Here is a 25,532-nt window from a genome sequence, read left to right as displayed (position 1 = left end):
GGGGCGGGCGCGGCGTCGTCGTTCCGTCGGCCGGCGTACGGCCTGGAGCGCTCGGGCTCAGAAGGCCGGGATGACCGAGCCGTCGGTGTAGGTCTCCTCGATGAAGGAGCGGACGTCGTCGCTGTGGAGCGGCTCGTCGAGCGTCACGAGGGCCTCGTTCTCCGCGTCGGCGGTGCGCACCACCATCATGTTCGCGTTCGGGTTGCCCTCGCCCTCCTCGATGACGATGGCCTCCTCGGAGGGGTTCAGGCCCGCCTCGAGGGCGTAGTTGCCGTTGACGACGGCGATCGCGAAGTCGGCGAGGGAGCGCGGGATCTGCGCGGCCTCGAGCTCGGAGAACTGCAGGTTCTTCGGGTTCTCGGCGATGTCGCCGGTGGTGGCCGAGGTGGGGGCGACGCCGTCTGCGAGGGTGATCACGCCGTGGGCGGCGAGCAGGTCCAGGCCGCGGCCGCGGTTGGTGGGGTCGTTCGCGATCGCGACCTCGTCCCCGTCCTTCAGCTCGTCGAGCGAGGTGAGGGTCTCGGAGTAGACGCCGAGGGGCTCCACGTGGATGCCCTCGAAGGCGTGGAAGTCGTAGCCCTTCTCGGACATCTGGCCCTCGAGGAAGGCGGGGGTCTGGTAGAAGTTCGCGTCGAGGTCGCCATCGTTCAGCGCCTGGTTGGGCGGCTGGTAATCGGTGTACTCGATGATCTCGAGGGCGAGCCCGGCCTCCTCGGCGAGGTTGTCCTTCACGAAGGTGAGGATCTGGGCGTGCGGGGCCGGCGAGGCGCCGATGCGGATCGTGGTCACGCCGTTCTCCTCCGTCGGCCCCTCGGTGCCGCCGGCGCCGCAGGCGGCGAGGGCGAGCGCGGCGAGGCCCGCGCCGGAGGCGAGCAGAGTGGTGCGGCGGGAGATGTGGGTCATGGGGATGTCCTTCTCGACGAGGGTGGGATGAAGCAGGTCAGCGGGCCGCGGCGCGGTGGTCGACGGCGCGGGAGAGGGCGGAGCCGAGCGCCTGGACGGCGATCACGATGACCACCAGCACGACCACGGTCGCAACCATGACCACGTTGTCGTAGCTCTGGTAGCCGTTGCGGATCGCGAGGTCGCCCAGGCCCTTGCCGCCCACGGTGCCGGCCATGGCGGTGTAGCCGATGACGGCGATCGTGGTGGTGGTGAGGGAGCCGATGATGCCGGGCGCGCCTCCGGCAGGAGGACCTGTCGGATGATCTGCCAGCGGGTGGCGCCCATCATCTGCACCGCCTCGACCTTCCCGGCGGAGATCTCGCGCAGGTTGATCTCGATGAGACGGGCGAGGAACGGGATCGCGGAGATCACCAGCGCGAACATCGCGGCGTTCGGCCCGGTCACGCGGCCCACGATGAAGCGGGTGACGGGGATCAGCGCGATGATCAGGATGATGAACGGGAAGGACCGCCCGACGTTCACGACGAAGCCGACGACGCGGTTCACCCAGCGGGCGAGACCTCCGCGCGCTCCGGAGGTCTCGAAGAGCAAGAGGCCCAGCGGAACACCGATGAGGGTGGAGAACAGCATGGTCCCCACGGTCATGTACAGGGTGATCAGGGTGTTGGACCACAGCGAGGTGTTGGAGTCCCAGGTGGTGAAGACGGGGTTGTCGAGCCACTCGATCATGCGGTCACCTCCTTCGCGACGACGCCGGCGCTCTCGAGCTCGGCGAGGAAGTCATCGAGCCCCTGGCGGGAGATCGGCTGTCCGGAACGGTTGCGCAGGGCGAGCTGGACCCGCCCCACCTGCCGGCCGCCGATGGTCTCGATGGTGCCGGCGACGAGGGTCGCCTCGGCCTCGTACGTCTCGGCCAGACGGATCAGGTCATCTGTGGTGCGGAAGCGCTCGGAGTCGCCGTAGTCGCAGTTCACGACCAGCGCCTCGATGCCGGTAGGAGCCGGCGGCGCGGGATCAGCTCCGCGCTGAGGGGGCCGTGCGGATCGGCGGCGACCTCGAGCAGGTCGCCGCTCTGGGTGATCCGCCCGTCCTGGAGCAGGGTGACGGTGTCGCACACCTCGCGCACCACGCCCATCTCGTGGGTGATGATCACGACCGTGATGCCGAGGCGCTCGCGGAGGTCCGCGAGCAGACGCAGGATCTGCCGGGTGGTGGTGCCGTCCAGGGCGCTGGTCGGCTCGTCGCACAGCGACACCTTCGGCTCGGCGGCGAGGCCGCGGGCGATGCCGACGCGCTGGATCTGCCCGCCCGAGAGCCGCGCGGGATGGTTGTGCTCGCGGCCGGTGAGCCCCACGAGCTCGACCAGCTCGGCGACGCGGCGCTCGCGCTCGGCGCGGGGCACCCCGGCGATCTCGAGCGGTTGGGCGATGTTCTGGGCGGCGGTGCGGGAGTCCAGCAGGTTCGCGTGCTGGAAGACCATCCCGATGTTCCGCCGAGCGGCGCGCGCCTGGGCGCCCTCGAGCGCGGCGATGTCGGTGCCGTCGATCTCGACCCGCCCCGAGGTGGGCTTCTCCAGCCCGGTCAGGCGACGGATGAGCGTGGACTTGCCCGCCCCGGAGCGGCCGACGATCCCGTGGATGCGGCCCGGCCCGAGGTGGAGGTCGATCCCGTCGAGCGCGACGACGGGGTCTCCGCCGCCGGGTGCGGGGAAGACCTTGCGCAGTGCGTCGAGAGTGATCACCCCGGAATTCAAGCATCGAGCGCCCCGTACGCCGAGCACGCGTTCATCTGCCGCAACAAACGTCACAGACCTGCAGGTCCCCATGTGGACGGGGTCACGCCGTGCGGTCTGACATCTGTCATGGGCGGGCCGTGAGAGACGCATCCCGGTCGATGACACCGCGCCCTGCCGCGCGCCGCCGTGCACGGGGAGGCTGGAACCATCATCAACCCGGAAGGACCCCACCCATGTTCCAGGACCTCCTCGCCCAGCCGCACGACCTCGTCTCCGGCCTCGCGCCGTGGCGGCAGGTTCTCGCGCTCGTCCCCGCCGGTGCGATCCCCTTCATCGAGAGCTATCTCGGCTCCTTCCTGGGCACCACCCTCGGCATCCACCCGGCCCTCGCGATCCCCGCGGCGGTGCTGGGAAACCTGGTGGCGACCTTCGTGGTGATCGCGCTGGCCGGCCGCACCCGGGACGCGATCGCCCAGGGTCGCGGGAAGCACGGGGGCCGCTCCGCCGTGGAGCCCAGCCCCTCCCGCTTCCGGACCAAGGTCGCCGCGGCGATGGAGAAGTACGGAGTGCCCGGGGTGTGCCTGCTGGGGCCGTTCGTGGTCGCCTCGCAGATCTCCGGACCTGCACTGATCGCGCTCGGCGCCGCGCGCGGCCGGGTCTACCTCTGGATGGGCATCTCCATCATCCTGTGGGGCATCGTCTTCGGCGCCTTCGGCGGCCTGTTCCTCGCCGCGATCGGCTGAGCGGATACGCTTCGCCCCAGCTCGTCGACCATTCCCACGCCGAAGGGAGAACCGCGGTGAAGACCCGCACCGCACGCCAGTGGAGCGTGTTCTACGCCTACACGGCGTGGTCGGTCGTGCTCATCCAGGCGATCTTCCCGCTGGGGGTCTCGCTCGCGTTCGGCACCCCGGTGCCCGCGCCGCTGGCCGAGGCCCCGGCGGCGACCGCGGTGCTGATCGTGCAGATGGTGGTCGGCGCCTGGTCCGGACACCGAGCGCTCGCACTGTGGTCGGCGGCCGCGCCGCCCGAGGCGCGGGACCGCTGGGACCTCCCGCAGGTGGGCGACATCCCGGCGGACCGCTCGCTGATCGCCACCGCGGTGCCGTCAGCGGTCATCGTGCTCGCTGCAGCCGCTCGGCCTCTCCGCGGCCCCCGTGCTCGCCGCCTCGCTCACGCCGCTCGCCGCCGCGGCGCTCCTGCGATGGCGCTGGCAGATCGGGGCGGCGCTGGCGGCCGCGACGACGGTGATCGCGATGGCGTTCGGACTCTCCGCCCCCGTCGCCTTCCCCACCGGCGCACTGCTGCTCGCCGTGGTGCTCACGGTGCGGATGTCCCTGTGGCTGGCGGCGATGGTGCGCGAGCTCGACGACGCCCGCGAGGCGCAGGCCCAGCTCGCCGTCGCCGAGGAGCGGTCGCGCTTCGCCCGCGACCTGCACGACGTCACCGGGCGGGACCTCTCCGTGATCGCCGTGAAGACCGAGCTGGTGGCGCGGCTGGCCGAGCGCGGCGACCCCCGCGCCGCGGAGCACGGCCGGGAGGCGGCGCAGATCGCCCGCACCTCGCTCGCCGAGATCCGCTCGCTCGTGCGCGGCTACCGCGAAGCGGATCTCGCGACCGAGCCGCAGGGCACTGCATCGCTTCTGCGCTCCGCGCACGTGGAGGTCACGGTCCACGGCGCGGCCGAGGACGTCCCCGCGGCCCGGGCCGGCACCGCCGCCTGGGTGCTGCGAGAGGGCGGGACGAACATCCTGCGCCATGCCGACCCGTCGGCCGTGGAGATCACCCTCCGCGCGGACGGCGTCACGATGGTCAACGACGGTGCGCCCGAGGACGGCGAGATCCGGGAGGGCAGCGGGCTGGCCGGGATGCGGGAGCGCCTCGAGGACGAGGCGACCCTGGAGGTGCGACGCGAGGACGGCACCTTCACCCTCGACGTCCGCTTCACCCCAACCGGAGGATCCCGATGACCGATGGCCCTGCTCGCCCGCGCGCGTGGTGCTCGTCGACGACGAGCACCTGATCCGCTCGGCGCTCGCGACGATGCTCTCGCTCGAGGAGGACCTCGAGGTGCTCGGCGAGGCCGGGACGGTCGCCGAGGGCGCGCGGCTGATCGCCGAGACCACGCCGGACGTCGCCGTCGTGGACCTGCAGCCGCCCGACGGCGACGGGCTCGAGCTGTGCGAGCAGATCGCGGAGGCCTCCTCCGCGACCCGCCGCCTGATCCTCACCTCGCATGCGCGGCCCGGCTATCTCAAGCGCGCCCTCGCACAGGGGGTGCTGGGCTTCCTGCCGAAGACCACCTCGGCCGAGCGGCTCGCTCGCGCCGTGCGCTCGGTCGCGAACGGGCGCCGCGCGATCGACCCCGAGCTGGCCGCGGAGACGATCTCCTCGGGCGACTCCCCGCTCACCCCGCGCGAGGCGGATGTGCTCGAGTTCGCGGCCGACGGCGCCCCCGTCGAGCAGATCGCTCGGCGCGCCCATCTGGCCCCGGGGACCGTGCGCAACTACCTCTCGAGCGCCCAGGCGAAGCCGCAGGCCGCGAACCGGCACGAGGCCGCCGCGATCGCCCGCCGCCAGGGCTGGATCTGAGGCCCGCGGAGGCGACTCAGCCCGCCGCGGCCTCCGCGAAGCTCGCGTCGACGATGCCGTCGATGTCCAGCGGCTCCGTGTAGGTGATCTGCTCGGCGTCGATCCACACGGACTGCATGGCCTCGAGCCGCTCGGGCCGCGGGGCGAGGTCGGGGAGGTAGCTGTACATCGGGGAGGCCTTCAGCACCTCGATGTCCTGGCCGAGGGTGTCGGCGAGGATCTGGTAGACCTCGTCGGTCTGCTTCCCGTCGGCCGAGAGCTCCTGGGCGCCCTTGGCGAGCGCGGTGAAGAAGCCCTGCGCGAGCTCGGCGCCGACGAAGGTCTCGGAGTACATCACGCCCGTGCCGGTGGTGCCCTTCGCGGGGACCGCGAGCGGGGAGGCGATCCCGGCCTCCTCGATCGAGGAGGAGAAGGGGGCGGACGGGGTGGCGGCGTCGACGGAGCCGTTGGTGAGCGCCGGCTCCTGGTCGGGGGTGGCGAGGTTGGAGATCTCCACGTCGTTCAGGGTCAGCCCGCCCTCCTCGAGCATCGCCGCGAGCAGGTAGCCGCCGGTCGCGCCGGGCCCGCCGGCGACCCCGATGGTGCGCCCCTTGAGGTCCGCGACCTCGCTGACGGTGCCGTCGTCGAGGAGGCCCTGGCGCACCTCGAGCGCGGTGGGCGAGTTCTCCGGGTCGCCCGGGGAGATGCCCATGGAGCCGACGACCTTGAAGGCCACGCCCTGCTCGAGGGCGTTGAACATCCCTGCGCTGAATCCGGCGACCATCACGTCGAGCTGGTCGTTGGACAGCATCGGCACGCCGTCCTGGCCGGACTTCAGCGGGGTGAGCTCGAGGGTGACGCCCTCCTCCTCGAAGTAGCCCATCGCGTCGGCGATGTACAGCGGCGCGAACAGGGCCGAGGGCAGGTGGCCCACGCGCACGACGCCGGAGGCGCCGCCGCCGTAGGCGCCGCCGCCGGAGCTGTCCTCGCCGGTGATGGCGGAGCCGCAGGCGGTCAGGGCGCCGCCGAGGGCGGTGGCGGCGGTGAGGGAGAGAAGGGTGCGTCGTCGCATCGGTGCTCCTAGGGGTGCGGGGTGGTGTGGTGCGGGGTAGGGGTCAGCGCTCGCGGCGCCAGGGCGAGCAGCGACTTCTCGGAGCGGCTGAGGATCGTGGTGACCAGGGCGCCGATCAGTCCGATGACGACCAGGCCCACGTAGAGCTTCTCCGGGATGAACAGCCGCCAGGAGTTCCAGATCAGGTAGCCGAGGCCGGTGGTGGTGGCGCCGGTGAACTCGACAGCGGTGACCACCACGACGGCGGTGCCGGTGGCGGTCTTCAGCCCGGAGAACACGAAGGGCATCGCCCCGGGCAGGACCACGTGGCGGAAGCGGGCCAGCCCCGTCGCGCCGTAGGCGGCACCGGCCTCGAGCAGCTTGCGGTCGATCGCCCACACGCCGGAGACGGTGTTGATCTGCATGATGAAGAAGGTCGTGATGAACACGGCGATGATCTTCGGCGACTCGGTGGGCCCGAAGATCATCAGCAGGATCGGGAAGATCGCGATCTTCGGCGCCGGGTAGAGCGCGGAGAACAGCGGGCCGAGCGCGGCGTTCAGCGCCCGGGAGGCGCCCATCAGCAGGCCGACCACGATCCCGGCGAGCGCGCCGATCCCGCCGCCGACGGCGAGTCGCATCAGAGTGGGCGCGGTGTGTCTGCCACAGCTCGCCGCTCATCAGCATCTCCCAGCCCGCGGCGACGATGCGGGTGGGCGGCGGGAAGAAGCGCGGGTCGATGATCTCCACGCGTGCACAGAGCTCCCACAGCACCAGCGGCAGGATCGGCGTGGCGATCGAGAGGACCAGGTCGCGGGTGGCCAGGCGCCGGTCACGGGCGCGCCGCTCCCGGGCGGCGAGGAGGGTGCGGCCGCTCGCGGCCGTCGGCCGTGGTCGCGGGGCGGGAGGCGGGTGCGGTGCTCATGCGGTCTCCTCGGCGGTGCGCGCGTCCTCGCGCAGCAGGTCCCAGATGCGCGAGCGCGGCGCCGCGTACTCGGGGTCGCGCTCGATCTCGAAGGAGCGCCGACGGTCGAAGGGTACGGTGATGTCCTCGCGGAGCGTGCCGGGACGGCCGGACATCACGATCACGCGGTCGGAGAGGATGATCGCCTCGTCGATGTCGTGGGTGACCATGAGGACGGTCTTGCGCTCGGCCTCCCACAGGGCGATGAGCTCCTCCTGCATGAGCATGCGGGTCTGGGCGTCCAGTGCGCCGAGCGGCTCGTCCATGAGCGGCACCGGGGAGCCGGTCGCGAAGGCGCGGGCGATCGCGACGCGCTGGCGCATGCCGCCGGAGAGCTGGTGGGGGTAGGAGTCCGCGAAGTCGGACAGGCGCACGCGGGCGAGCCAGTCGTCGGCGATGCGTCGGCGCTCGGCCGCGCCGGTGCCGGTCATCCGCAGGCCGAAGGCGACGTTCTCCCGCACCGTCATCCAGGGGAAGACGCCGTGCTCCTGGAACACGAAGGCGGCGGGGATCCGGTGGCCCTCGTCCGGCATCGTCACGGAGCCGACGGTGCGCTCCTCGAGCCCGCCGAGGATGCGCAGAAAGGTCGACTTCCCGCGACCGGAGGGGCCGACGATGCAGGTGAAGGAGCCGGGCTCGAGGGTGAGGGAGAAGTCCTCGAGCGCCCAGACGGGGTCGGTGCCGGAGAAGAAGACCTTCGAGACGTCCTCGGCGACGACGGCGCCGGGCGGGACGGCGGGAGAGGTGATGTGCATGCGTGCTCCTGGCCCTCGGGGCGGACGACGTCGTCGGCGACCGGCGGGGACGTGCGGGATCGATCGGTGCGGGACGGTGCGGGCGGGCCCGCGAGGCCACTCTAGACGGCCGTCTCGGAGTGCGGACCTGCGATCTCGCACGATGGACCTCTCGAGGAGTCCCCGCCACCCCCTTGACACCCGGGGCGGGAGGAGCACTGTGCAACCAGTTCCTTACTTAAGGAGTTGGTGACATGCGGCCTGCGGCGGATCCGCTCTCGCGGGTCTTCCACGCCCTGGCGGACCCCACCCGGCGCGCGATGATCGAGCGCCTCGCCCGGGGACCGCTGCGCGTGGGCGACCTCGCCGAGCCCTTCGCCGTCTCCCGCCCCGCGATCAGTCAGCACCTGCGGGTGCTGGAGGAGGCAGGGCTGATCAGCCGGACCCCGCAGGCGCAGTGGCGCCTGTGCACCCTCACCCCGGAGCCGCTCGAGGCGGCGACCGACTGGGTCGAGGAGCACCGACGGATCTGGTCCGGCCGCTTCGACGCCCTCGAGGACGTCGCGCGCGGCATGCCCAGCGTGCACAGCGCCGAGGGCGCGCAGGATCCCCAGGACCCGGCTCGCCAGGACGGAGACCCCTCATGACCGACGACGACATGACCACCCCCGCCTCCTTCACCCTCACCCGCACCCTCGAGGCGCCGCGCGCGCTGGTCTGGCGCGCCTGGACCGATCCCGCGCTGACCGCCCGCTGGTGGCATCCCGCCGGCGTCGAGGTCGAGACCGGCTCGGTCGCGATCGACCTGCGCGAGGGCGGGCAGTACGCCTACACGATGACCGTGGACGGGCGCGCTGGCCGACGGCCGGCACCTATCTCCAGATCCGCGAGCCGGAGCCGCTGCGCTTCACCTGGCGCGGCCCGGAGGACGCCGACGAGGTCTCGCCGCTGGTCACGGTCGCGCTCGAGGAGGTCGGCGCCGAGCGCACCCGGATGGTGTTCACGCTCGAGCGGCGCGTGCCCGCCGAGGCCGGCGAGGACGAGGACGTACGCGACGGCTGGCGCTCGGCGCTCGACGAGGTGCTGGTGCCGCCGCTGGGCGAGCTCGCCGGCGGCTCCGGCACGGGCCGTCCGCGGATCGTGCTCGAGCGGCTCGTCTCGGCCGACGGCTTCGCGGCCGAGCCCGACGGCGGGATGCGCTTCGTGGAGGCGGTGAGCTTCGAGGACCTCGACCGCACCGACGAGCACCAGATGGAGTTCGTCGCGACGGTCGACGCGATCGTGCTGGGCCGCGTCACCTACGAGATGTTCTCCTCGTACTGGCCGACGGCCGATCCGGAGCACGACCGGCTCGCCGGGCCGATCAACGCCCTGCCCAAGCTCGTGGTGAGCGAGACCCTCGAGACCGCGCCGTGGGGCGAGGGCGAGGCCCAGATCGTGCGCGGCGGGGTGGACGCCCTGCGCGAGGCGATCGCGCCGTACGGCAGGGTCGTCGTGTGGGGCGACCTCACGCTGTCGAGGGCTCTGCTGGCCGCGGAGCTGGTGGACACGATCCGGTCGCGCACGGTCCCGACCTTCGTCGGCGAGGGGCTCACCTTCACCCCGCCCACCAGGGATCCGCTCGTAGCGCGGCTCGGCGAGCAGTGGCGCTACTCCACCGGGCACGTCACCACCGAGTACCACCTGCGGGACTGAGCGCCGGCGGGGGCGGTGCGCGGGACGGAGCGCGGAGGCGTCAGCGCTTCCGACGGGCGCGGAAGAAGGCGCGCAGCAGGTCGCCGCACTCCTGCCCGCGCACCCCGGTGGTGAGCTCGACGCGGTGGTTCAGCCGCGGCTCGCGCACCAGGTCGTAGAGGGAGCCGGCGGCCCCGGCCTTGGGATCCATCGCCCCGACGACCACCCGCTGCACGCGGGAGAGCACGATCGCGCCCGCGCACATGGTGCACGGCTCGAGGGTGACGACGAGGGTGGCGCCGGTGAGGTTCCAGCGCCCGGTCGCGCGGGCCGCGCGCGCAGGGCGAGGATCTCGGCGTGGGCCGTCGGATCCTCGTCGGCCTCGCGACGGTTCCCGGCGGTCCCGAGCACCTCGCCGTCGGCCCCGAGGACGACGGCGCCGATGGGCACGTCGGCGGGCTCGCGCTCGGCGACGGCGAGGGCCTCGGCGAGCGCGAGGCCCATCAGCTCGTCGTCGCTCGGAAGGGATGCCGGGAAACCGGGTGGGGTCGGGGTGGCCGGGGCGTCGGTCATGCACTCATTCTCCAGTGCTCCCCCATGCGGCGAGCGCCCGGGGGCGCGAGACCATCCTCTCCCCTGGACCGTCCGTCGGCCCTGCGCGGCATGGCACGGGGCGCGCTCCGGTAGATTCCCTCCCATGCGCGTTCTGGAGATCGACCACCCCCTCGTCGCCCACAAGCTGTCGGTCTTGCGCAATCGCGCCACCCATTCCTCGGTGTTCCGCCAGCTCGCCGACGAGCTGGTGACCCTGCTGGCCTACGAGGCGACCCGCAACGTCGCCACCGCGCCGGTGGAGATCGAGACGCCGGTGACCACGATGACCGGCACCCGCCTGACCAACCCCAAGCCGATGGTGGTGCCGATCCTCCGCGCGGGCCTGGGCATGCTGGACGGCCTCACCCGCCTGCGCCGACCGCCGAGGTGGGCTTCCTGGGCATGGTCCGCAACGACGAGACCCTCGAGGTCACCACCTACGCGAACCGTCTGCCGGAGGACCTCTCCGGGCGGCAGTGCTTCGTGCTGGACCCGATGCTCGCCACCGGCCACACCCTCATCGCCTCCTGCGAGTACCTCCACGAGCGCGGCGCGAAGGACATCACCTGCGTGACCCTGCTGTGCGCACCGGAGGGGCTGAAGGCGCTCGAGGAGCGGCTGGACCCCGCGATCGACCTCACCGTCGTCACCGCCGCGATCGACGAGAAGCTCAACGAGAAGGGCTACATCGTGCCCGGTCTGGGCGACGCCGGCGACCGCCTCTTCGGCGTCGTCGACTGAGAACGCGGCCACTGACCTGCACGAAGGCCCTCCGCGAGGGCCTCGACGCAGGACCCTGACGCCCCGTCGCCGTCCCGAAATGTGAACAGGCGCTTGCCCCTCGGGACGGGACGGGGCATCCTCTTTGCCATGACCTCGATCGCCGCGCACCGCGAGACCGCCCCCCGGGTGGTCCGCTCCGCCATGCGCGCGATGATGTTCATGATGATGATGCCGATGATGCATCGTCAGCCGAGCCTCTGAGCGCTCACGACCTCTCCGAGATCGGCTGACAGGAGCCGGCCGGAGGGCGCGGGCTCCAGGTGCCACCGGGAGCACACCCCTCACCGATCCGCCTCAGGCGTCGATCACCCAGGGATCCCGGGCCCACCGCCCGCCGCGCAGGACGCGCCGCACCTCGGAGAACTCGCATCATGACCATCACCCTGGATCGACCCACCACCAGCACCACCGCCCCGCGCACCCGGTCCGCCGCGCCCCGCCTGCAGCGGGTGGGCGGGACCGCCTCGCGCCCCGTCGTCACCGAGGACGCCGTCACCATCACGGTGTCGGTCTCCTTGCCCGCCGGGACCGGCGACGTCGAGGCCGCGCTCATCGCCGACGAGCGCGCACCCGGGCGCGGCGCCTGGTCTCCGCCCGCGACGGCCGCACCACGGTCTCGGTGGACAGCCCCCGCGCCTTCGCCGCGACCGGCCGCGGCACGACCCGTCCCCTGCCGCCCCGCGCCCAGGGCGCCGCCGCGGTGAGCCCGCTGCGGCCGCGTCGCAAGGGGATCGTCTCCCCGAACTCGCCGGCGCGACGCGATGCGGAGGCCGCCCGCCGCCGCCAGCTGCAGGCCACGGCCGTCAGCCCCGCAAGCCCCTCGCTGGCCCCTGAGGACTCGCTGGTCATCGACCTGTTCGGCCGCCGGGTGCGGATCGACGGGCAGGACGTGGACTTCACCCACAAGGAGTTCGAGCCGCTGGCCAAGCTGGCCCGCGACTCGCGCCGCACCATCTCCCGCACCGAGCTCATGGAGTCGGTCTGGGCCGATGCACCCGAGGACACCGGTGAGCGCACGGTCGACGTGCACGTGCGCCGCGTGCGCACCAAGCTCGGCCGCTACCGCCGCCTGATCTCGACGGTGCGCGGCGCCGGCTACCGCCTGGACCCGGGCAGCGACGTCGCGGTCCTGGGGTCCTGAGGCGCGGAGGCGCCGGGCCGGGCGGGGTCGTCCCCGCTCCGGGCCCGGCGTGCTCCGACCGCGTCTGCTGCGCCGACCGGATCTGCCGTGCTCCGGCTGGGCCGCCGGTCGCGCGTGCCGCGCTCCGGCCGTGCGGGATCAGCGGCGAACTGCCATGGAATGCGACGAGCGGCCCGGAGCTCTCAGCCGACAGTGTCGGGGGCTCACGGACCGCTCGTCAGGCCTGTCGTCCGTCAGGGGTGGGTGCGGGCGAACAGGCTGGACGGGCCGCCACAGGTGGGGGAACCTGGCATTGTCGCCCGTCCGGCCGCTCCCCATGAGGGGGGTCTTGAGGAACGGCACATCTCTCAAATTTTCAATGTCTTCCGACGCTCGGAACACTACCAGCCGAACGCGGGGGTTTCATCCCCCGAAGACCGACTCCGTACGTTCTTCGCGTCACGCTCCCCGCTGGGGCTCGCGACGCCTTCCCGAACGACGTCGTGACACCGAGTCTAGGCCCTGGATCGCCGTCTGTAAACGCACGGGGATGCCCTGTTCTTGCAGGTGACGTGCAGGAAACATAGTTCGGACGACACGCCGCGAAAAGGTCGAGCGATCCCCATGAAAGCGTCAAGAGACGCGGTCGGAGGGCACTTCGCGGACGCGGCACCGCCGCCCGGCCGGATGGTCGGCGCTCCGGTCGTCCTCGACGTCGGCCCCGCGCTCCCACCGTGCATGCTCGGTTCTCCCAGCCGCACCTCAGGGGTGATTCGTCCGAGATGCCCGATCCCCTGCGATGGGCGGCCGAAGACGGAGGGTGAGCGAGGTCGCGTCGTCGTGGCGCTTGCGCGGCGCCCGCTCCGGGTCCAGCGCGTCCTCCGCTCGCCGGATCGAGGAGATCACCGCCCGCGGATCCGCGGAGAGGGCGCGAGCGAGCGAGACGTCGTCGTGCGGCCCCAGCGACTCCACCGCCCGGGTCACGCCGTCGCTGAGCAGATGGACGGCCGCGAGGTCCGCGAGCGGGACCCGGCCCATCAGCGCCTCGTCCGCGGCCGCAGGCTCGTGACGGGCGACCCAGAAGCCGCCGGGGGCGTTGCGGCACGCCTCGATCGCCTCGGCGCCGCGCTCGCGGCGCACCACCTCCTCGATGCGCCGGTCGGTCAGGCGCACGACGGAGCCGTCCCGATGCTCCAGGAGCAGGGAGGCGTCGCAGAGCACGAGGTGCTCGAGGTGCGTCCCGGTGCGGCGCACGGCGGCCACGGTGGCCGAGGGGCCGCCCGCCTCGAGGTCGCACTCGTGCTCGTGCAGGGAGCGGACCTCGCCGATCGCGGCGGCGAGGGCGCCGGCGAGCGGGAGGGAGGGGTCCTGGGCGCGGGCGAGGAGGCGGGCGGCGAGGGCGTGGGAGAACCAGGCGACGCCGTGACGGCGACCGGAGCGGAAGCGGTGGGGCACCCCGGCCCCGTCCAGGACCACGGCGACCTCGCCCAGCACCCCCGCCGCGTCCTCGTCCGCGCCGGGCACGGCCGGGTCGCTGAGGGACGTGATGTGCACGCCGCCACTGTAGGCGCGGGAGGGGGTCGCCGCGCCCGTAGAGTGGTCCCGGACCTCTGCCGCGGACCTCGTCCGGCGGCGCTCAGCATGGAAGGGATGACCAGATGATCGCGCAGGCGCGCATCACCTCCGAGACGACCGCCACGGTGCATCTCGCGGACGAGTCCGTCGAGGTCTCCGGGGCCGACCTCCCCGAGATCCGGGACCGGGTCAAGCAGGTCTTCATCACCTCCGCCAAGAGCGCCGACGAAGAGCTCGACGTGGTCATCGTCGAGCCCGACGTGCGTCACCACCTGCGCGTGGAGCCGAGCGGCCGCATCTCCCCGCGCGAGGCCGACGACCGCCCGCTCTTCGGCCCCGGGGCCGACGAGCCGCTGGTCGCGCCGCCGCTCATGGTCACCGGAGAGCATCCCGCGGTCGACGCCGAGGGCACCTCGGCCGCACGTCCGCACCGTGCGCGCCGGCGCCGGGCCGCCTCGAAGCCGGCGAGCACCGTGCCGGGCTCCGCGAGCGGTGGCGCCGACTCGACCGGGGAGCATGCGGCGGTGACGACGGGCGAGCACGCCCGCGTCTCGCCGTTCGCTCCCGAGGCCGTCGACGTGACGGTGGCCGGTGTCGCACCGTCGGCGGCCGCGTCGACGGCGTCCGCACCGTCGGCTGTCGCGCCCGCCTCGAGCTCCGCGGCCTCGGCCGCCTCCGCCTCCTCGGCGGCCTCCGCGCCGTCGGCCCGCTCGGCCCGCTCCGCGCCGTCGGCCGTCTCCGCCCCGTCCGCGCCCTCGGCCGCCTCCGCCTCCTCGGCCGTCTCCGCGCCGTCGGCGCCGTCGGCCGCTCCCGCACCGTCCTCCCCGAGGTCACGACCCCGGCGTCGTCCGGCGTCGCAGCGACCGCCCCGGCGGCGAAGCGACCGCTGCCCTCGCGCGCGGCGGTGCCCGCCGACGGCCGCCCCACCCTGCAGGACCTGCAGTCCTCGACCGCGAAGCACCGGAAGGTGAAGGCCACCCGCGGGTTCCGCGGCTTCATCACGCGCGCCACCGGCGGGGTGATCTCCCCGGGCCCGGGAGGAAGGAGCGCCTGGAGATCGAGCGCCTGGAGCGGATCCGTCGAGCCCTGGACGGCCCGCGCAACATCGCGGTGGTGAACCTCAAGGGCGGCGCCCACAAGACCACCGCCTCCCTCATGATCGCCGCGACCCTCGGCGTGACCCGCGGCGGCAACGTCCTGGCCTGGGACAACAACGAGACCCGCGGCACCCTCGGCTGGCGCGGCGTGCCCACCGAGCACCACCGCACGGCCGTGGACCTGCTGCACGACATCGAGACGCTCCGCTCCCCCTCGGCGAGCAACGCGGACCTCGACCCCTATGTCCGGCCGCAGGGCGAGATGCGCTTCGACATCCTCGCCTCCGACGAGGACCCGGGCTCGGCCGCGCTGATCGACGACCGCGCCTTCGGCGAGCTCGACGAGGCGCTCTCGCGCTTCTACCGCATCAAGGTGATCGACACCGGCAACAACGTGCGCGCCTCGAACTGGCTGGCCGCTGTGAAGAGCGCCGATCAGCTGGTGATCATCTCGACCGTCCGCGAGGACACCTTCAACGCCGCGGCCTGGATGATCGACGAGCCGCGCGCGACGGGACTGGGCGAGCAGGTCGACCACGCGGTGACGATCCTGTCCCACTCCTCCAAGGGGAAGTTCGACCCGACGCTGCGCTCGCGCCTGCTCGCGCACTTCGGCGCGCACACCCGCGCGGTCGCCGAGGTGCCCTACGAGCAACAGTTCGTCGACGGCACCCACCTGGACTGGAACCGGGTCTCCAAGGCCACCAAGAAGGCCTGGCTGGACGCGACCGCGCTCATCGTCGACGGGCTGTGAGCCGTCGGGCGGTGAACGGGCGGTCGGTGAACGGGCGGGCCGCGAGCAGGTCGGCCCAGCGCGGACGGGCCGTGCCGGGGACGTGCCCGCGGCCGTCCGGACCTCTCCTCCCCAGCGTCCTGCCCCGCACGGCCATCCACCGCGCGGCCGTCCACAGCGCGGCGCCGGCCGGTCCGTCCGTCGGCGCCGACGCCTAGGGTGGGCGCCATGCCCGATCGCCGCCTCCACCTCGTCGTCGACGAGGACCTCGGGCCCGCGCTGTGGGTGGCCGAGCAGACCGGCCCGCGCCGGTCCCGCGCCCTGGAGGACCTCGCCGGCCTGCGCGCCGACGCCCCCGCCGCGATCGCCGCAGCGCTCGAGGACGCCCCCGACCAGCCGCGCCACCGCGTGCGGATCCCCGGTAAGGACGGGGCCCGTCGCCTGCCCGCGCCGCCGCTGTCCGGCACGGGCCTGACGGGCCTGGTCGGCGCCGCGACCGCCCTGCTCGCGGAACGCTTCGAGGACGAGCTGACGGACCGGCTGGCCGAGTCGCTCACCGACGGGACCGCCGCCCGCCTCGCCGACTCCCTGATCGCGATGCCGAACCTGCTGGCCGCCTGCGTGCTGGACCTCCGCGCCCAGGAGCCGCTCGCCGCACGGCACATGCGCGCCCGCGCGACCGAGCGCTACGGCCGGCCCGTCATGCAGTGGCGCGCCCCCGATCCCGAGGCGCCGCCGCTGCTGCACGCCCTGGTCGACGGGCACGCCCGCACCGCCTTCGCCGAGCACCTGCGCGCCGCCCCGCCGCCGTCCGCCGATCCGACCGGGGTGCTGTGGGCGCTGGCCGACGACGGCGAGCCGCGCGCCGACCTGCCCGCCCAGCGCCGCCTCACCACCGCCTTCGACGCCTTCGTCGACTCCGGCCGCCCCGGCGTGCGGCTCGGCCCCGGGGACAGCGAGCTGGTGGTGCGACTGTTCCAGCCGCCGGTCGGCACCGCCTGGCCGCTGCAGACCTGCCTGCGCGAGGACGACGGGACCGTCCACCCCGTCGCGGACCTCCGCGCCGTCGGCGACCTCACCGCCGCCGGCGCCGCCGAGGCCTCCGCCGCCGTGCTGCGACTGGCCCCCACCGTGCGCACCGCCGCCGTGGACGACACCGGCGTGGACTGGTCGCTGACCACCGAGGAGGCCTCCGCATTCCTCGCCCTGGACACCCCCGCGCTCGAGCAGGCCGGGGTGACGGTGCTTGCTGCCCCGCGACTGGACCGCCCAGCGCACCACCCTGCGCCCCCAGGAGGCCGAGGAGGAGCCCGGCGAGCGCAAGGGCTCCGGGGTGGGGCTCGGGGCGATGGCATCCTTCCGCTGGCGGGTCGCCGTCGGCGACACCGAGCTCACCGAGGAGGAGATCGCGCAGATCCGCGAGGCGCAGGCCGAGATCGTGCAGCCTGCGCGGCCAGTGGGTGCGCCTGGACCCCACCACCCTCCGCGCCGCAGAGCGGTTCCTCGACGCGTTCAGCCGCCGCACCCGCCGCAACCGGCTCGCCGCCGGCGAGGACGGCCAGGTGCAGGAGGGGCACCGCGAGGAGGCGGAGCGAGCCCGCGACACCCGGCGCAGGCCGGACCGCCCCGCCGCACCGGCGCCGCCGCCGCCCGCACCGGTCCCCGCCGAGATGGAGGGGCGTGCGCCGTGGATCGAGATGTTCTCGATGATCCTCTCCCCCGAGGTCGCCGACGTCGACTTCGGAATGTCCGCCCTGGTCTCCGGCGGCGCGAGGGGCCTCGCCCGGCCGCTGCCCGGCGCGGAGGGCCCCTACCCCTATCCGCGCCCCGAGACGCCGCAGGCCACGCCGCGGCCCTACCAGCTCGACGGGCTGAACTGGCTGTGGGCACTGGATACGCAGTCCCTCGGCGGGATCCTCGCCGACGACATGGGGCTCGGCAAGACGATGCAGGTCCTCGCACTGCTGTGCCGGGAGCGGGAGGGGGTGCGCATGGAGCGCCTGGTGGACAGCCCGCTCACGGACCGACGCGAGGTCCCGCCCATGCCCGTCGGCCCCACCCTGCTGGTGTGCCCGATGTCAGTGGTCGGGGCGTGGCGGCGCGAAGCGGAGAAGTTCGCGCCCTATCTCTCGGTGCACGTGCACCACGGCGGGGACCGGTCGCGGGACGAGTCCTTCGTCGACGGCGCCTCCGACCTCGACCTCGTGATCACCACCTATTCGCTGCTGGCCCGGGACCTGCCGCTGCTGCAGGCCGTGCCCTGGCACCGGATCGTCTTCGACGAGGCCCAGCACGTGAAGACCCCCGGCACGCAGGTCACCCAGGCCGCCCGCGCGCCGCAGGCCCCGCACCGCCTGGCGATGACCGGCACCCCGGTCGAGAACCGCCTCGGCGATCTGCACTCCCTGATGGAGGCGGTGAACCCGGGCCTGCTGGGCGGCGCGGCGAGCTTCCAGGAGCGGATCGCCACCCCGATCGAGGAGGACGGCGATGAGAGCGCGATCAGCCGCCTGCGCTTCGTGACCTCGCCGTTCATCCTGCGGCGGGTGAAGACGGATCGCTCGATCATCCAGGACCTGCCCGAGAAGATCGAGCCGCAGCGGGTGGTGAACCTGACCCCCGAGCAGGCCGGGCTCTATGAGGCGATCGTGAACGAGCTGATGGTCCAGCTCGACGGGGCCGAGCAGAACAAGCGGCGCACCCTCGTGGTCTCCGCGATCACCCGGCTGAAGCAGGTGTGCAACCACCCCGCCCACTATCTCGGGGACGGCTCGCCGCTGGTGCGCGGCGGCGAGCACCGCTCGGGCAAGCTGGAGCTGGTGGACGACCTGCTCACCTCCGCCTTCGAGAAGGGCGAGAAGGCGCCGCTGTTCACGCAGTTCACCACCTTCGGGCACCTGCTGGTCCCCTACTGGGCCGAGCGCTTCGCCGAGCTCGGCATCGACTCGGTGCCCTTCCTCCACGGCGGGGTCGCCAAGCGCGACCGGGACGCGATGGTCGCCGAGTTCCAGGAGCGGCGGGACCGGCCGGGTCTGATGCTGCTGAGCCTGCGCGCCGGCGGCACGGGCCTGACGCTCACGGCCGCGAACCATGTGGTGCACCTGGACCGCTGGTGGAACCCGGCGGTGGAGAATCAGGCCACCGACCGTGCCTTCCGGATCGGCCAGCGCCGCGACGTCACCGTGAACACGCTGGTCAGCGCCGGGACGGTCGAGGAGAAGATCGACACCGTGCTCGAGGACAAGCAGGCCCTGGCCGACCTCACGGTGGGTCACGGGGAGGACTGGCTCGCCCAGCTCGACGACGACCGGCCGCTGAACCTGCTCTCCCTGGACGAGACGGAGGAGGACCGAGGGGACGGGACCCGATGAGCATCCAGCCGCGCTCCCGCCGGGGACCGATCGGCACCGCCTGGCAGGCGGTCGCCCTGCGCGAGGCCGCCGAGCGGTCGCTCGGACCGGGCAGGGCCGGCCGCGGCCGGGCCGATGCGCGCGCCGGCCGCGTGCAGTGGCTCGAGGTCGAGCCGGGCGCCGCCCGCGCCGCGGTCGAGGATCCCGACGGCGGCCTGCACCAGGCCCGTCTGGACCTGCCCGCCTATCGCGACGGGGACCGGGAGGTGTTCCTGCAGGTCGCCCGCGCCCACCCCGAGCGCCCGCGCGGCTGGCGGCCGGCACCTATCCCGAACAGATCGAGGCCGAGCTCGCCCCCTCGATGCTCTCGCTCTTTGCCGCGGGACGCCGCCGAGCTCTCCCACGACTGCGACTGCCTGGACTGGCCCGGTCCCTGCCGTCACGTCTCCGCGCTCGTGTACGTGCTGGTGGAGGCGGTGGACGAGCATCCCGTGCACCTGCTGACCCTGCGCGGGATCCGGCTCGAGGAGCTCGTCGCGCCGGCGACGCAGGGGGCGGGCGCCGCGGGACAGCCCCGCGGCGAGGACGCGGACGACGCCGGGGACGGGGCGCCGGACGCGTCGGGCGGGTCGGAGGCGGCGCCGGAGCCTGCGCCCTACGACCCGCGGCACACCGATCCCGCGCGCCTGGCCGAGGTGGTCGGCGGGGAGGCCGCCGCGATCATCGCCGCGTTCTACCACGCGGGCGCCGCGGAGGCGTCGAGCGGAGGCCCGGGCGGGCACCCGGGCGGGGAGCTGGTCGACGGGACGAGCGGGGAGCCTGTCGGCGGGACGGGCGGAGGCCCTGAGCGGGGCTGAGCGCCCGCGGCACGGCCGCGATCGGGCCGTCCACAGCGGCGGCGCATCCGGTCGGCGCGGTCGCCGCGCCGCACTACAGTGGAATCCATGCCGTCCAGCGCCGAGAGCCCCCATCCCCACGTCCCCGCGGAGGCGGTCACCGCCATCGCCGCCCTCGCCGAGAACGCCGTCGCCGAGCACCGCACCTCGGGCGTGACCTGGGCGATCATCGGCGGCCACGCCCACGATCAGGCGATCCTCGCCCACGGCGCGGCCGGGCACCGCGAGCTCGCGGACGGCCGCCCGGCCCCCGGCTCCTCCCCGATGGACCGCGCCACCGTCTCCCGCATCGCCTCGATGACGAAGTCCTTCACCTCCGCGACGATCCTCGCCCTGCGGGACGAGGGCCGGCTGTCCCTGGACGACCCGATCTCCGCGCACGTGCCCGAGGCGGAGGGTGCCTTCGAGCTCGCGGACGACGACCGCGAGCCGACCCTGCGCCATCTTCTGACGATGGACGCCGGGCTGATCACCGACAACCCCTGGGGCGACCGCCAGGAGGCGATGACCCGCGAGCAGTTCGCCGCCGTGCTCCGCGGCGGGCTCGGCCACGTGCACCGCCCCGGCGGCGGGTTCGAGTACTCCAACACCGGCTACGCGGCCGCTGGGCCGGGTGATCGACGAGGTCACCAGCTCGGACTACGCGAGCGAGATCCGTCGCCGCTTCCTGGACCCGCTCGGCCTCACGGCCACGGGCTGGTCCGCCGGCGAGATCGACACCGACCGTCTCGCGACCGGGCACCGGCTCGCCGACCGCACCGACGCGACCCGCTTCGAGGCCGTGCCGCTGGACTCCCCCGGCGTGTACGGGGCGATGGCGGGACTGTTCTCGAGCGTCGACGACGTGGCGACCTGGGTGCGCTTCCTCGCCGCCGCCGATGCCGAGGGCGCGCGCCTCGCGCGGGGCGGGACCGCTCGCGACCGCCTCCCGCCGGGAGATGCAGCAGCTGCACCGCCATCAGGCGCTCGCGCCGCTCCCCGCCGGACAGGACGGGGTCTCCCCCGGCTTCGACCGGGTGCGCGGCTACGGCTTCGGCCTGGTGGTCGAGCACTTCCCGGACCTGGGAGAGGTGATCTCCCATTCCGGCGGCTACCCGGGCTACGGCTCGTTCATGGTCTGGCACCGCGACTCCGGCGTGGGCGTGGTGGCGCTGGCGAACTCGAAGTACGCCCCGGCCACTCCCCTGTCGATGCAGGCGCCGCGGATCCTGCGGCGCGAGGCGCCGGAGCCGCTGGCGCGTCGCGCGCCGGAGGCGGCGCCGCGCACCCTCGAGGCGGCCCGCGCGGCACTGGACTGGTCGCGCACCGGCGAGGACGCCCTGGCCGACGCCTGGTTCGCGGACAACATGGACCTGGACGTGCCGCGGGCGGAGCGACGCCGTCGGCTGGAGAAGGCGCTGGCCGTGACCGGGCTCGACGCCTCGGCGCTCGAGGCGCTGCGGGTCCGGGACGCGCAGGTGCTGAGCCGGGCGCGGCGCGCTGGACGGTGCCCGCCCGGAGCGGCGCGGGCTCGGCGAGCGGCGCGGGCTCGGCGGGCGGCGCGGGCGGCGCGGGCGGCGGCGGGGCGGTCGCGGGTGGAGCCGGGTCAGCCGGCGACACTGCGACGGCGCCGTCGGCGCCGCAGGTGGAGCCGCTCATGGACCCGCGGCGCGAGGGGCTCGTCCAGTCCCTGGACACCATCGCGCGCTGATCGGGGCGCGGGGCCCGCGGGCCCGCCTCAGGGCGGGCTCCTGCGGTCCGCGTCGGCCCCTGTCGCTCCGAGGGGTGCCGGGCGCGAGTTCGGGTGTCAGTCCGCGGGATGCTCGCCCGCGGCGGGGAGATCCCCCGCGGCCTCGACCGGGCCCTCGACCGACACTTCGGCCGGGGACTCGACCTGGGCGATGACGGTCCCGTCGGCCGCCGGCCCCTCCGGCAGGGCGGTCGCGTTCCCGTCGAAGATCACCAGCGAAGACGATCGCGACGATCACGCCGAGCACCAGCGCGGAGCCGGCGCCGAGCCCGATCGCGATCATGGTGCTGCGATCGCGCGGCGGGCGTCCGCCCGTCGTGCCGCCGGTGGTCGTGGTGGTGCCGGCGAAGGTGTGGGGCGAGGTGCCCGGGCCGGGCTGGCCGGGGCGGGTGCCGGGACCGCCCGCGCCCTGTCCTCCCGGCCCCGGACCGGCCGCGGTCGCACCACCGGGTCGCTGCGCCCACTGCGGGCCCGTCTGCGGCGAGGCCGAGCCGACGGAGAAGCCCTGCTGGACCTGACCGGCGCGGATCGCCTCCATCGAGGACGGCGCGACCTGGGCGGCGGGCCGCTCGGGACGGACCGCGCCCGGGGCGTTCGGCGGCGCCGGGTCCAGGGTGTCCTGGAAGGTCAGCGGCGCGCCGTCGGCGTGGGTGAGCGGGTAGCCGGGCGGCACGCGCGGGAGATCGCGGCGCACCGCGTCGGCGTCCTGGTAGCGGTCCTCGGGCTGGGCGGCGACCAGGCGGCGGATCACGGCGGAGAGCTTCGGGGTGACGCCGCGCAGCGGCTGGGTGAGCTCGTCGGGGCGGAAGGCGCCGTCGTGCGCCTTGATCGGCCCGTTCAGCGCGACCAGCGCGACCACGCCCGCGGCGTAGAGGTCGTGGGAGGGGGCCGGCTCCGCCATCGCGAACAGCTCCGGCGCCATGTAGCCGGGGGTGCCGTTGACCATGCCGACATGCGTGAAGCGCACGTCGGTCTCATGGACGGCGATCCCGAAGTCGGCCAGGCGCGAGACGGGGAACTGGCGCCCGCGGGGCTCGAACATGATGTTCGCGGGCTTCACGTCGCGGTGGATCCAGCCCTCGGCGTGCACATGGGAGAGGCCGTCCAGCGGCTGGTCGAGGATCACCACGACGGCGGGCTCGGCGAGCTTGCCGCGGGTCTTGACCACCGACTCGAGCGTCCCTCCGGAGACCAGCGGCATCGCGATCACGACGTGCTCGTCCTCGGCGCCCCAGCCGTAGGGGGTCAGCAGGTGCGGATGGTCGAAGCTGACGCCCTTCTCGCGCACGAAGCGCATGAGGTCGGCGGAATCGCGCTGACGCAGGACCTTCGCGGCGCACAGCTCCTGGGTCTTCGAGTCCCAGGCGCGCCACACGGACCCGGACCCGCCCTTGGCGATCAGGTCGATGAGCGCGAAGCGCCCGACAATAACGTCAGCCATGATTTTCCCAGCATAACCTCAGCGCTCGGACCGAGGTTATGCTGACCTGGATCCCTGCCGCCCGGGCGCGTGCCCGGCCCGACCGTCCCGACCTGAGGGGGTGCCCGTGGACGCGCCGCTTCTCGCCGCACCGCCTCACGCGCCGCCGGCGGGAGGCTCGTTCTGGGACCCCGTCGCGGCGACCTGGCCGCTGATGGCGCCGCTGGGCGCGGGTCGCCTGCTGCTGACTGACCATCGGCTTCGTGGTGTGGCTGGTGCTGCGACCGGACGAGCCCGAGCAGGACACCACGCCGCTCGTGGACAAGGCCGTCGACCGCGACCTCGGCCGTGCCGCGCTGATCCGGCGCCGCCTCGACGCGGACTCCGGGCGCGCGGGCGTGTCGGACCCCGAGCTCCGCTGACCTCCCCGGGCGACCTGCCCAGCGACCCCCGCGCGGCCTGCCCCACGGCGCCCGAGATGGTCTGCCCCGCCGCACCTCGCACGGCTCGCCGCGCAGGTCGCCTCCTGTTCACCTCGCGGTGACCGCCTGCTCATCCACGCCCCGCACCGCGGCCAGACTGCGCCCCTAGGGTTCCCGGCACGGCGACAGACGACACTCGGGGGTGCACATGGATTCGGGGCGGACCCTGATGATCGCGGTCGACGGGCTCGACGAGCAGGACCTGGCCGACTGCGCGCGCTCCGAGCACGGGTCGAGCAGTCCGCTGGCGGCGCTCGCGGCCGGCGCCTCGCCGCTGCGGATCCGGGCGGGCGGCCCCTCGGAGCCCGCCCCGGCGCTGGCGACCCTGGTCACCGGCACCACCGTCGCGCGCACCGGCGTCGCGACCGAGCGACCCTTCGACCCCGAGCGGCCCGAGAGCCGCTCCACCTGGTACGCCGAGGCGATGGCGACGCCGAGCCTCTTCACCGCCGCGCGACAGGCCGGGCGCGCACCGCCGCGCGCAGTGGCCCGCGACGGCCGGCGGCGACATCGACCTGTGCCTGCCGCTGGTCGAGGACCTGCGCCGCTACCGCAACCGATGGGACATGGCCGAGCGCACGAGCTCGCCGCGGATGGTCGCCGACCATCTCGCGCCGCGCCGCGAGATGGGCGTGCGGCTCTCCCAGGCCGTCCCCGACGAGCTCGTCTCCGAGATCGCCGTCGAGGCCCTGGCCCGCGACCGCATCGACCTGCTCGCCGTGCGGCTGAGCGGTCTGGGGATCGCGCGTCGCGCCGCCGGGCTCGACGCCCCCGCCGCGACGCGGGCGGCGCGCGAGGCGGCCGAGGAGGTCGAGGCGATCCTGGGCGCCTTCTCCCCCGGCCCCGAGGACCGCGTGCTCCTGGTCCCGGGGCGCCGGCTGGTTCCCGCCGCGGCCGCTCGTGCACCCCAATGCCGTGCTCGCCGCGGAGGGGCTCGTCCGCGCCGAGGGCACCCGCCTGAAGGACTTCCGCGTCCTGGTCTGGCCCGACGGGCCGCGCGGCGTGGTGCACGTGCGCCACGGGCAGGGGACGGCGGTGCGGGACCTCGCCCTCGAGGCCCTCACGGGGCTCGCCGCGCACTCGCGCCTGCAGCTGCGTCCGGTGGACGACGGGGTCGGCGCGACCGCCGAGACCGACGTGGTCGCGGTGCTCGAGGGCACCTCGGGCACGGTCTTCGGCCTCTCCGCCACCCATCGTCCGCTGGTCGAGGGCGACGACCCCTACTACGCGGGGCCGCGCGCGGTCAGCGACCCCTCCGCCCCGGCGGTCGCCCTGGCGCAGGGGCCCGGGCGCCGCCGGCCGGGGTCGAAGGCTCCTGGGCGGACCTCGGCGTGATCCTCGCCGCGGCGATGGGGCTCACGCCGCCCGGGGCGACCGCCGCGGGGATGTGCCCGGGTCCCGGCGGGGACGGGACCGGCATGCACGCCTCCGCCCCGCTCGTCGAGAGCGGCTGACGGGGAGCGTCAGGCCCCGGAGCGCCGGGCGCCTCGGTGCATCAGGCGCCCCGGACCGACAGACATCCCGGGGCGTCAGGCGCGTCGGTGCGCGAGGCTCGCGCGCATCCGGCCCAGCACGCGCCGCAGCGGGCTCGGCGCCGGCTCGGCGACACGGTCGCGCAGGTCGTCGAGCGCGGGCGCGTGGTGGTGGATGTGGAAGTCGCCGTCGTGCAGGGCGTCGGGGGCGGGATCGTCCTCCAGCTCGCCCGGGGAGACCTCGACCTGCGAGCAGCGACCTCACCTCGCGGCGGCCGTCGCGGTCCAGCACCACCTCGAGCGAGTCGACCGCAGAGGTGAGCTCCTCGGCGATGTCGGCCCGCGGCTGGGCCAGGGCGCCGTCCAGGGCGGCGGAGGCGGCGGCATCGGCCCGCACCGCCTCCCGCACCGGGTAGGCGACGAGGTTCCCGCCGACGTCGAGGATCGCGTCGATGATCTCGTGGACGCCGACCTCGCGCCCTTCCTCGTGGAGGGCGAGCCGCTGGACGACCAGGCGCGGCGTCCCGGTCGCGGCATGCCCGACCACCGCATCGCGCACCCGCGCGACCGCCCGCGGACTGCTGTCCCAGATCACGTACCGGCCGACCCCTCGGTCTGCTCCGCTCATGGCGAGAGGATAACTCCC

The 25,532-nt window shown here is 74.2% G+C and carries 26 protein-coding genes and 6 pseudogenes; 20 read left to right on the top strand and 12 right to left on the bottom strand.

All coding sequences use genetic code 11. The features are described 5' to 3' along the window. Window positions 1-57: 57 nt before the first annotated feature. From WKH84_RS16225 to WKH84_RS16215, 3 genes and pseudogenes are all read right to left on the bottom strand, one after another. Window positions 58-903 carry a MetQ/NlpA family ABC transporter substrate-binding protein gene (locus tag WKH84_RS16225; protein ID WP_341854414.1) on the bottom strand — a complete coding sequence of 282 codons (846 nt, stop codon included), beginning with the start codon at window positions 901-903 and terminating at the stop codon, window positions 58-60. A 102-nt stretch (window positions 904-1,005) separates the two neighbouring features. After that, window positions 1,006-1,635 carry an ABC transporter permease subunit gene (locus WKH84_RS16220; RefSeq protein WP_341854413.1) on the bottom strand — a complete coding sequence of 210 codons (630 nt, stop codon included), beginning with the start codon at window positions 1,633-1,635 and terminating at the stop codon, window positions 1,006-1,008. Beyond that, window positions 1,632-2,647, bottom strand: a pseudogene (locus WKH84_RS16215) (ATP-binding cassette domain-containing protein). The gene WKH84_RS16220 and the pseudogene WKH84_RS16215 overlap by 4 nt, the downstream one beginning before the upstream one ends. Before the next feature lie 227 nt (window positions 2,648-2,874). On the opposite strand from WKH84_RS16215, the gene WKH84_RS16210 reads away from it, so the two are divergent. Further along, on the top strand, window positions 2,875-3,384 hold the full coding sequence (locus WKH84_RS16210; RefSeq protein WP_341854412.1) for a hypothetical protein: 510 nt from the start codon (window positions 2,875-2,877) through the stop codon (window positions 3,382-3,384). Window positions 3,385-3,481: 97 nt separating this feature from the next. Here the strand turns inward: WKH84_RS16210 and WKH84_RS16205 are convergent, their stop codons facing one another. Then, the gene (locus WKH84_RS16205; RefSeq protein ID WP_341854411.1) at window positions 3,482-3,760 is read right to left on the bottom strand and encodes a hypothetical protein; all 279 of its coding nucleotides are present in this window, start codon (window positions 3,758-3,760) and stop codon (window positions 3,482-3,484) included. Between the two features lie 38 nt (window positions 3,761-3,798). Here WKH84_RS16205 and WKH84_RS16200 point away from each other — a divergent pair, with 38 nt between their 5' ends. Continuing rightward, window positions 3,799-4,611 (top strand): histidine kinase, encoded by an 813-nt coding sequence (locus tag WKH84_RS16200; protein ID WP_341854410.1) that lies wholly within the window; start codon window positions 3,799-3,801, stop codon window positions 4,609-4,611. Between the two features lie 28 nt (window positions 4,612-4,639). Next, entirely contained in the window at window positions 4,640-5,233 is a 594-nt protein-coding gene (locus tag WKH84_RS16195) for a response regulator transcription factor (RefSeq protein ID WP_341854409.1), read from the top strand. A 16-nt stretch (window positions 5,234-5,249) separates the two neighbouring features. On the opposite strand, the gene WKH84_RS16190 is transcribed toward WKH84_RS16195, so the two are convergent. The 3 genes from WKH84_RS16190 to WKH84_RS16180 form a co-directional block, all read right to left on the bottom strand. Beyond that, window positions 5,250-6,284 (bottom strand): ABC transporter substrate-binding protein, encoded by a 1,035-nt coding sequence (locus tag WKH84_RS16190; RefSeq protein ID WP_341854408.1) that lies wholly within the window; start codon window positions 6,282-6,284, stop codon window positions 5,250-5,252. A gap of 8 nt (window positions 6,285-6,292) precedes the next feature. Next, window positions 6,293-6,904 (bottom strand): ABC transporter permease subunit, encoded by a 612-nt coding sequence (locus tag WKH84_RS16185; protein ID WP_341854407.1) that lies wholly within the window; start codon window positions 6,902-6,904, stop codon window positions 6,293-6,295. A 280-nt stretch (window positions 6,905-7,184) separates the two neighbouring features. After that, window positions 7,185-7,982: an ABC transporter ATP-binding protein gene (locus tag WKH84_RS16180; protein ID WP_341854406.1), complete on the bottom strand. Its 798-nt coding sequence runs from the start codon at window positions 7,980-7,982 to the stop codon at window positions 7,185-7,187. 233 nt (window positions 7,983-8,215) lie between these two features. Here WKH84_RS16180 and WKH84_RS16175 point away from each other — a divergent pair, with 233 nt between their 5' ends. Beyond that, the gene (locus tag WKH84_RS16175; protein ID WP_341854405.1) at window positions 8,216-8,608 is read left to right on the top strand and encodes a metalloregulator ArsR/SmtB family transcription factor; all 393 of its coding nucleotides are present in this window, start codon (window positions 8,216-8,218) and stop codon (window positions 8,606-8,608) included. Window positions 8,609-8,717: 109 nt separating this feature from the next. After that, entirely contained in the window at window positions 8,718-9,656 is a 939-nt protein-coding gene (locus tag WKH84_RS16170; RefSeq protein WP_341854404.1) for a dihydrofolate reductase family protein, read from the top strand. A 40-nt stretch (window positions 9,657-9,696) separates the two neighbouring features. On the opposite strand, the pseudogene tadA reads toward WKH84_RS16170, so the two are convergent. After that, a pseudogene (gene tadA, locus WKH84_RS16165) lies at window positions 9,697-10,139 on the bottom strand (tRNA adenosine(34) deaminase TadA). 193 nt (window positions 10,140-10,332) lie between these two features. Between tadA and upp the strand changes: the two are divergent. From upp to WKH84_RS16145, 4 genes and pseudogenes are all read left to right on the top strand, one after another. Continuing rightward, a pseudogene (gene upp, locus WKH84_RS16160) lies at window positions 10,333-10,970 on the top strand (uracil phosphoribosyltransferase). A gap of 93 nt (window positions 10,971-11,063) precedes the next feature. After that, window positions 11,064-11,213, top strand: a complete 150-nt coding sequence (locus WKH84_RS16155) for a hypothetical protein (protein WP_341854403.1) — start codon at window positions 11,064-11,066, stop codon at window positions 11,211-11,213. A gap of 170 nt (window positions 11,214-11,383) precedes the next feature. Continuing rightward, complete coding sequence (locus WKH84_RS16150; protein ID WP_341854402.1) at window positions 11,384-11,716, top strand: hypothetical protein; 333 nt, start codon at window positions 11,384-11,386, stop codon at window positions 11,714-11,716. Next, the gene (locus WKH84_RS16145; protein ID WP_341854401.1) at window positions 11,632-12,153 is read left to right on the top strand and encodes a winged helix-turn-helix domain-containing protein; all 522 of its coding nucleotides are present in this window, start codon (window positions 11,632-11,634) and stop codon (window positions 12,151-12,153) included. Before WKH84_RS16150 ends, WKH84_RS16145 begins: the two co-directional genes overlap by 85 nt. A 741-nt stretch (window positions 12,154-12,894) precedes the next feature. Here the strand turns inward: WKH84_RS16145 and WKH84_RS16140 are convergent. Continuing rightward, complete coding sequence (locus WKH84_RS16140) at window positions 12,895-13,686, bottom strand: protein phosphatase 2C domain-containing protein (protein ID WP_341854400.1); 792 nt, start codon at window positions 13,684-13,686, stop codon at window positions 12,895-12,897. A 104-nt stretch (window positions 13,687-13,790) separates the two neighbouring features. Between WKH84_RS16140 and WKH84_RS16135 the strand changes: the two genes are divergently transcribed. The 8 genes and pseudogenes from WKH84_RS16135 to WKH84_RS16100 form a co-directional block, all read left to right on the top strand. Continuing rightward, window positions 13,791-14,678, top strand: a complete 888-nt coding sequence (locus WKH84_RS16135; protein WP_341854399.1) for a hypothetical protein — start codon at window positions 13,791-13,793, stop codon at window positions 14,676-14,678. Beyond that, complete coding sequence (locus WKH84_RS16130) at window positions 14,675-14,824, top strand: hypothetical protein (RefSeq protein ID WP_341854398.1); 150 nt, start codon at window positions 14,675-14,677, stop codon at window positions 14,822-14,824. The genes WKH84_RS16135 and WKH84_RS16130 overlap by 4 nt, the downstream gene beginning before the upstream one ends. Further along, window positions 14,818-15,558 (top strand): hypothetical protein, encoded by a 741-nt coding sequence (locus WKH84_RS16125; RefSeq protein WP_341854397.1) that lies wholly within the window; start codon window positions 14,818-14,820, stop codon window positions 15,556-15,558. Before WKH84_RS16130 ends, WKH84_RS16125 begins: the two co-directional genes overlap by 7 nt. A gap of 1,225 nt (window positions 15,559-16,783) precedes the next feature. After that, window positions 16,784-16,921, top strand: a pseudogene (locus WKH84_RS16120) (SNF2 helicase-associated domain-containing protein); the annotation flags it as partial. Between the two features lie 76 nt (window positions 16,922-16,997). Further along, window positions 16,998-18,908 (top strand): DEAD/DEAH box helicase, encoded by a 1,911-nt coding sequence (locus WKH84_RS16115; protein WP_341854396.1) that lies wholly within the window; start codon window positions 16,998-17,000, stop codon window positions 18,906-18,908. Further along, complete coding sequence (locus tag WKH84_RS16110) at window positions 18,905-19,744, top strand: hypothetical protein (protein ID WP_341854395.1); 840 nt, start codon at window positions 18,905-18,907, stop codon at window positions 19,742-19,744. Before WKH84_RS16115 ends, WKH84_RS16110 begins: the two co-directional genes overlap by 4 nt. A gap of 87 nt (window positions 19,745-19,831) precedes the next feature. Then, a pseudogene (locus WKH84_RS16105) lies at window positions 19,832-20,329 on the top strand (serine hydrolase domain-containing protein); the annotation flags it as partial. 67 nt (window positions 20,330-20,396) lie between these two features. Then, window positions 20,397-20,651: pseudogene (locus WKH84_RS16100) on the top strand (serine hydrolase); the annotation flags it as partial. A gap of 231 nt (window positions 20,652-20,882) precedes the next feature. On the opposite strand, the gene WKH84_RS16095 reads toward WKH84_RS16100, so the two are convergent. Together WKH84_RS16095 and WKH84_RS16090 are read right to left on the bottom strand one after the other, a co-directional pair. Next, window positions 20,883-21,131 (bottom strand): hypothetical protein, encoded by a 249-nt coding sequence (locus WKH84_RS16095; RefSeq protein ID WP_341857033.1) that lies wholly within the window; start codon window positions 21,129-21,131, stop codon window positions 20,883-20,885. 286 nt (window positions 21,132-21,417) lie between these two features. Then, a complete protein-coding gene (locus tag WKH84_RS16090) occupies window positions 21,418-22,953 on the bottom strand; it encodes a serine/threonine-protein kinase (protein WP_341854394.1) in 1,536 nt (511 codons plus the stop codon). A 245-nt stretch (window positions 22,954-23,198) separates the two neighbouring features. Between WKH84_RS16090 and WKH84_RS16085 the strand changes: the two genes are divergently transcribed. From WKH84_RS16085 to WKH84_RS16075, 3 genes are all read left to right on the top strand, one after another. After that, on the top strand, window positions 23,199-23,354 hold the full coding sequence (locus tag WKH84_RS16085) for a hypothetical protein (RefSeq protein WP_341854393.1): 156 nt from the start codon (window positions 23,199-23,201) through the stop codon (window positions 23,352-23,354). Between the two features lie 202 nt (window positions 23,355-23,556). Beyond that, on the top strand, window positions 23,557-24,375 hold the full coding sequence (locus WKH84_RS16080) for a hypothetical protein (RefSeq protein ID WP_341854392.1): 819 nt from the start codon (window positions 23,557-23,559) through the stop codon (window positions 24,373-24,375). Continuing rightward, on the top strand, window positions 24,330-24,749 hold the full coding sequence (locus WKH84_RS16075) for a hypothetical protein (RefSeq protein WP_341854391.1): 420 nt from the start codon (window positions 24,330-24,332) through the stop codon (window positions 24,747-24,749). Before WKH84_RS16080 ends, WKH84_RS16075 begins: the two co-directional genes overlap by 46 nt. Before the next feature lie 21 nt (window positions 24,750-24,770). Here the strand turns inward: WKH84_RS16075 and WKH84_RS16070 are convergent, their stop codons facing one another. Continuing rightward, window positions 24,771-25,514 (bottom strand): hypothetical protein, encoded by a 744-nt coding sequence (locus tag WKH84_RS16070; protein WP_341857032.1) that lies wholly within the window; start codon window positions 25,512-25,514, stop codon window positions 24,771-24,773. Window positions 25,515-25,532: the final 18 nt, after the last annotated feature.

This window comes from Brachybacterium sp. GPGPB12, from assembly GCF_038396325.1.
Taxonomy (GTDB): domain Bacteria; phylum Actinomycetota; class Actinomycetes; order Actinomycetales; family Dermabacteraceae; genus Brachybacterium; species Brachybacterium conglomeratum.
Note: the sequence above shows the minus strand (reverse complement) of the source record. Positions and strands in the feature narration are given on the sequence as shown.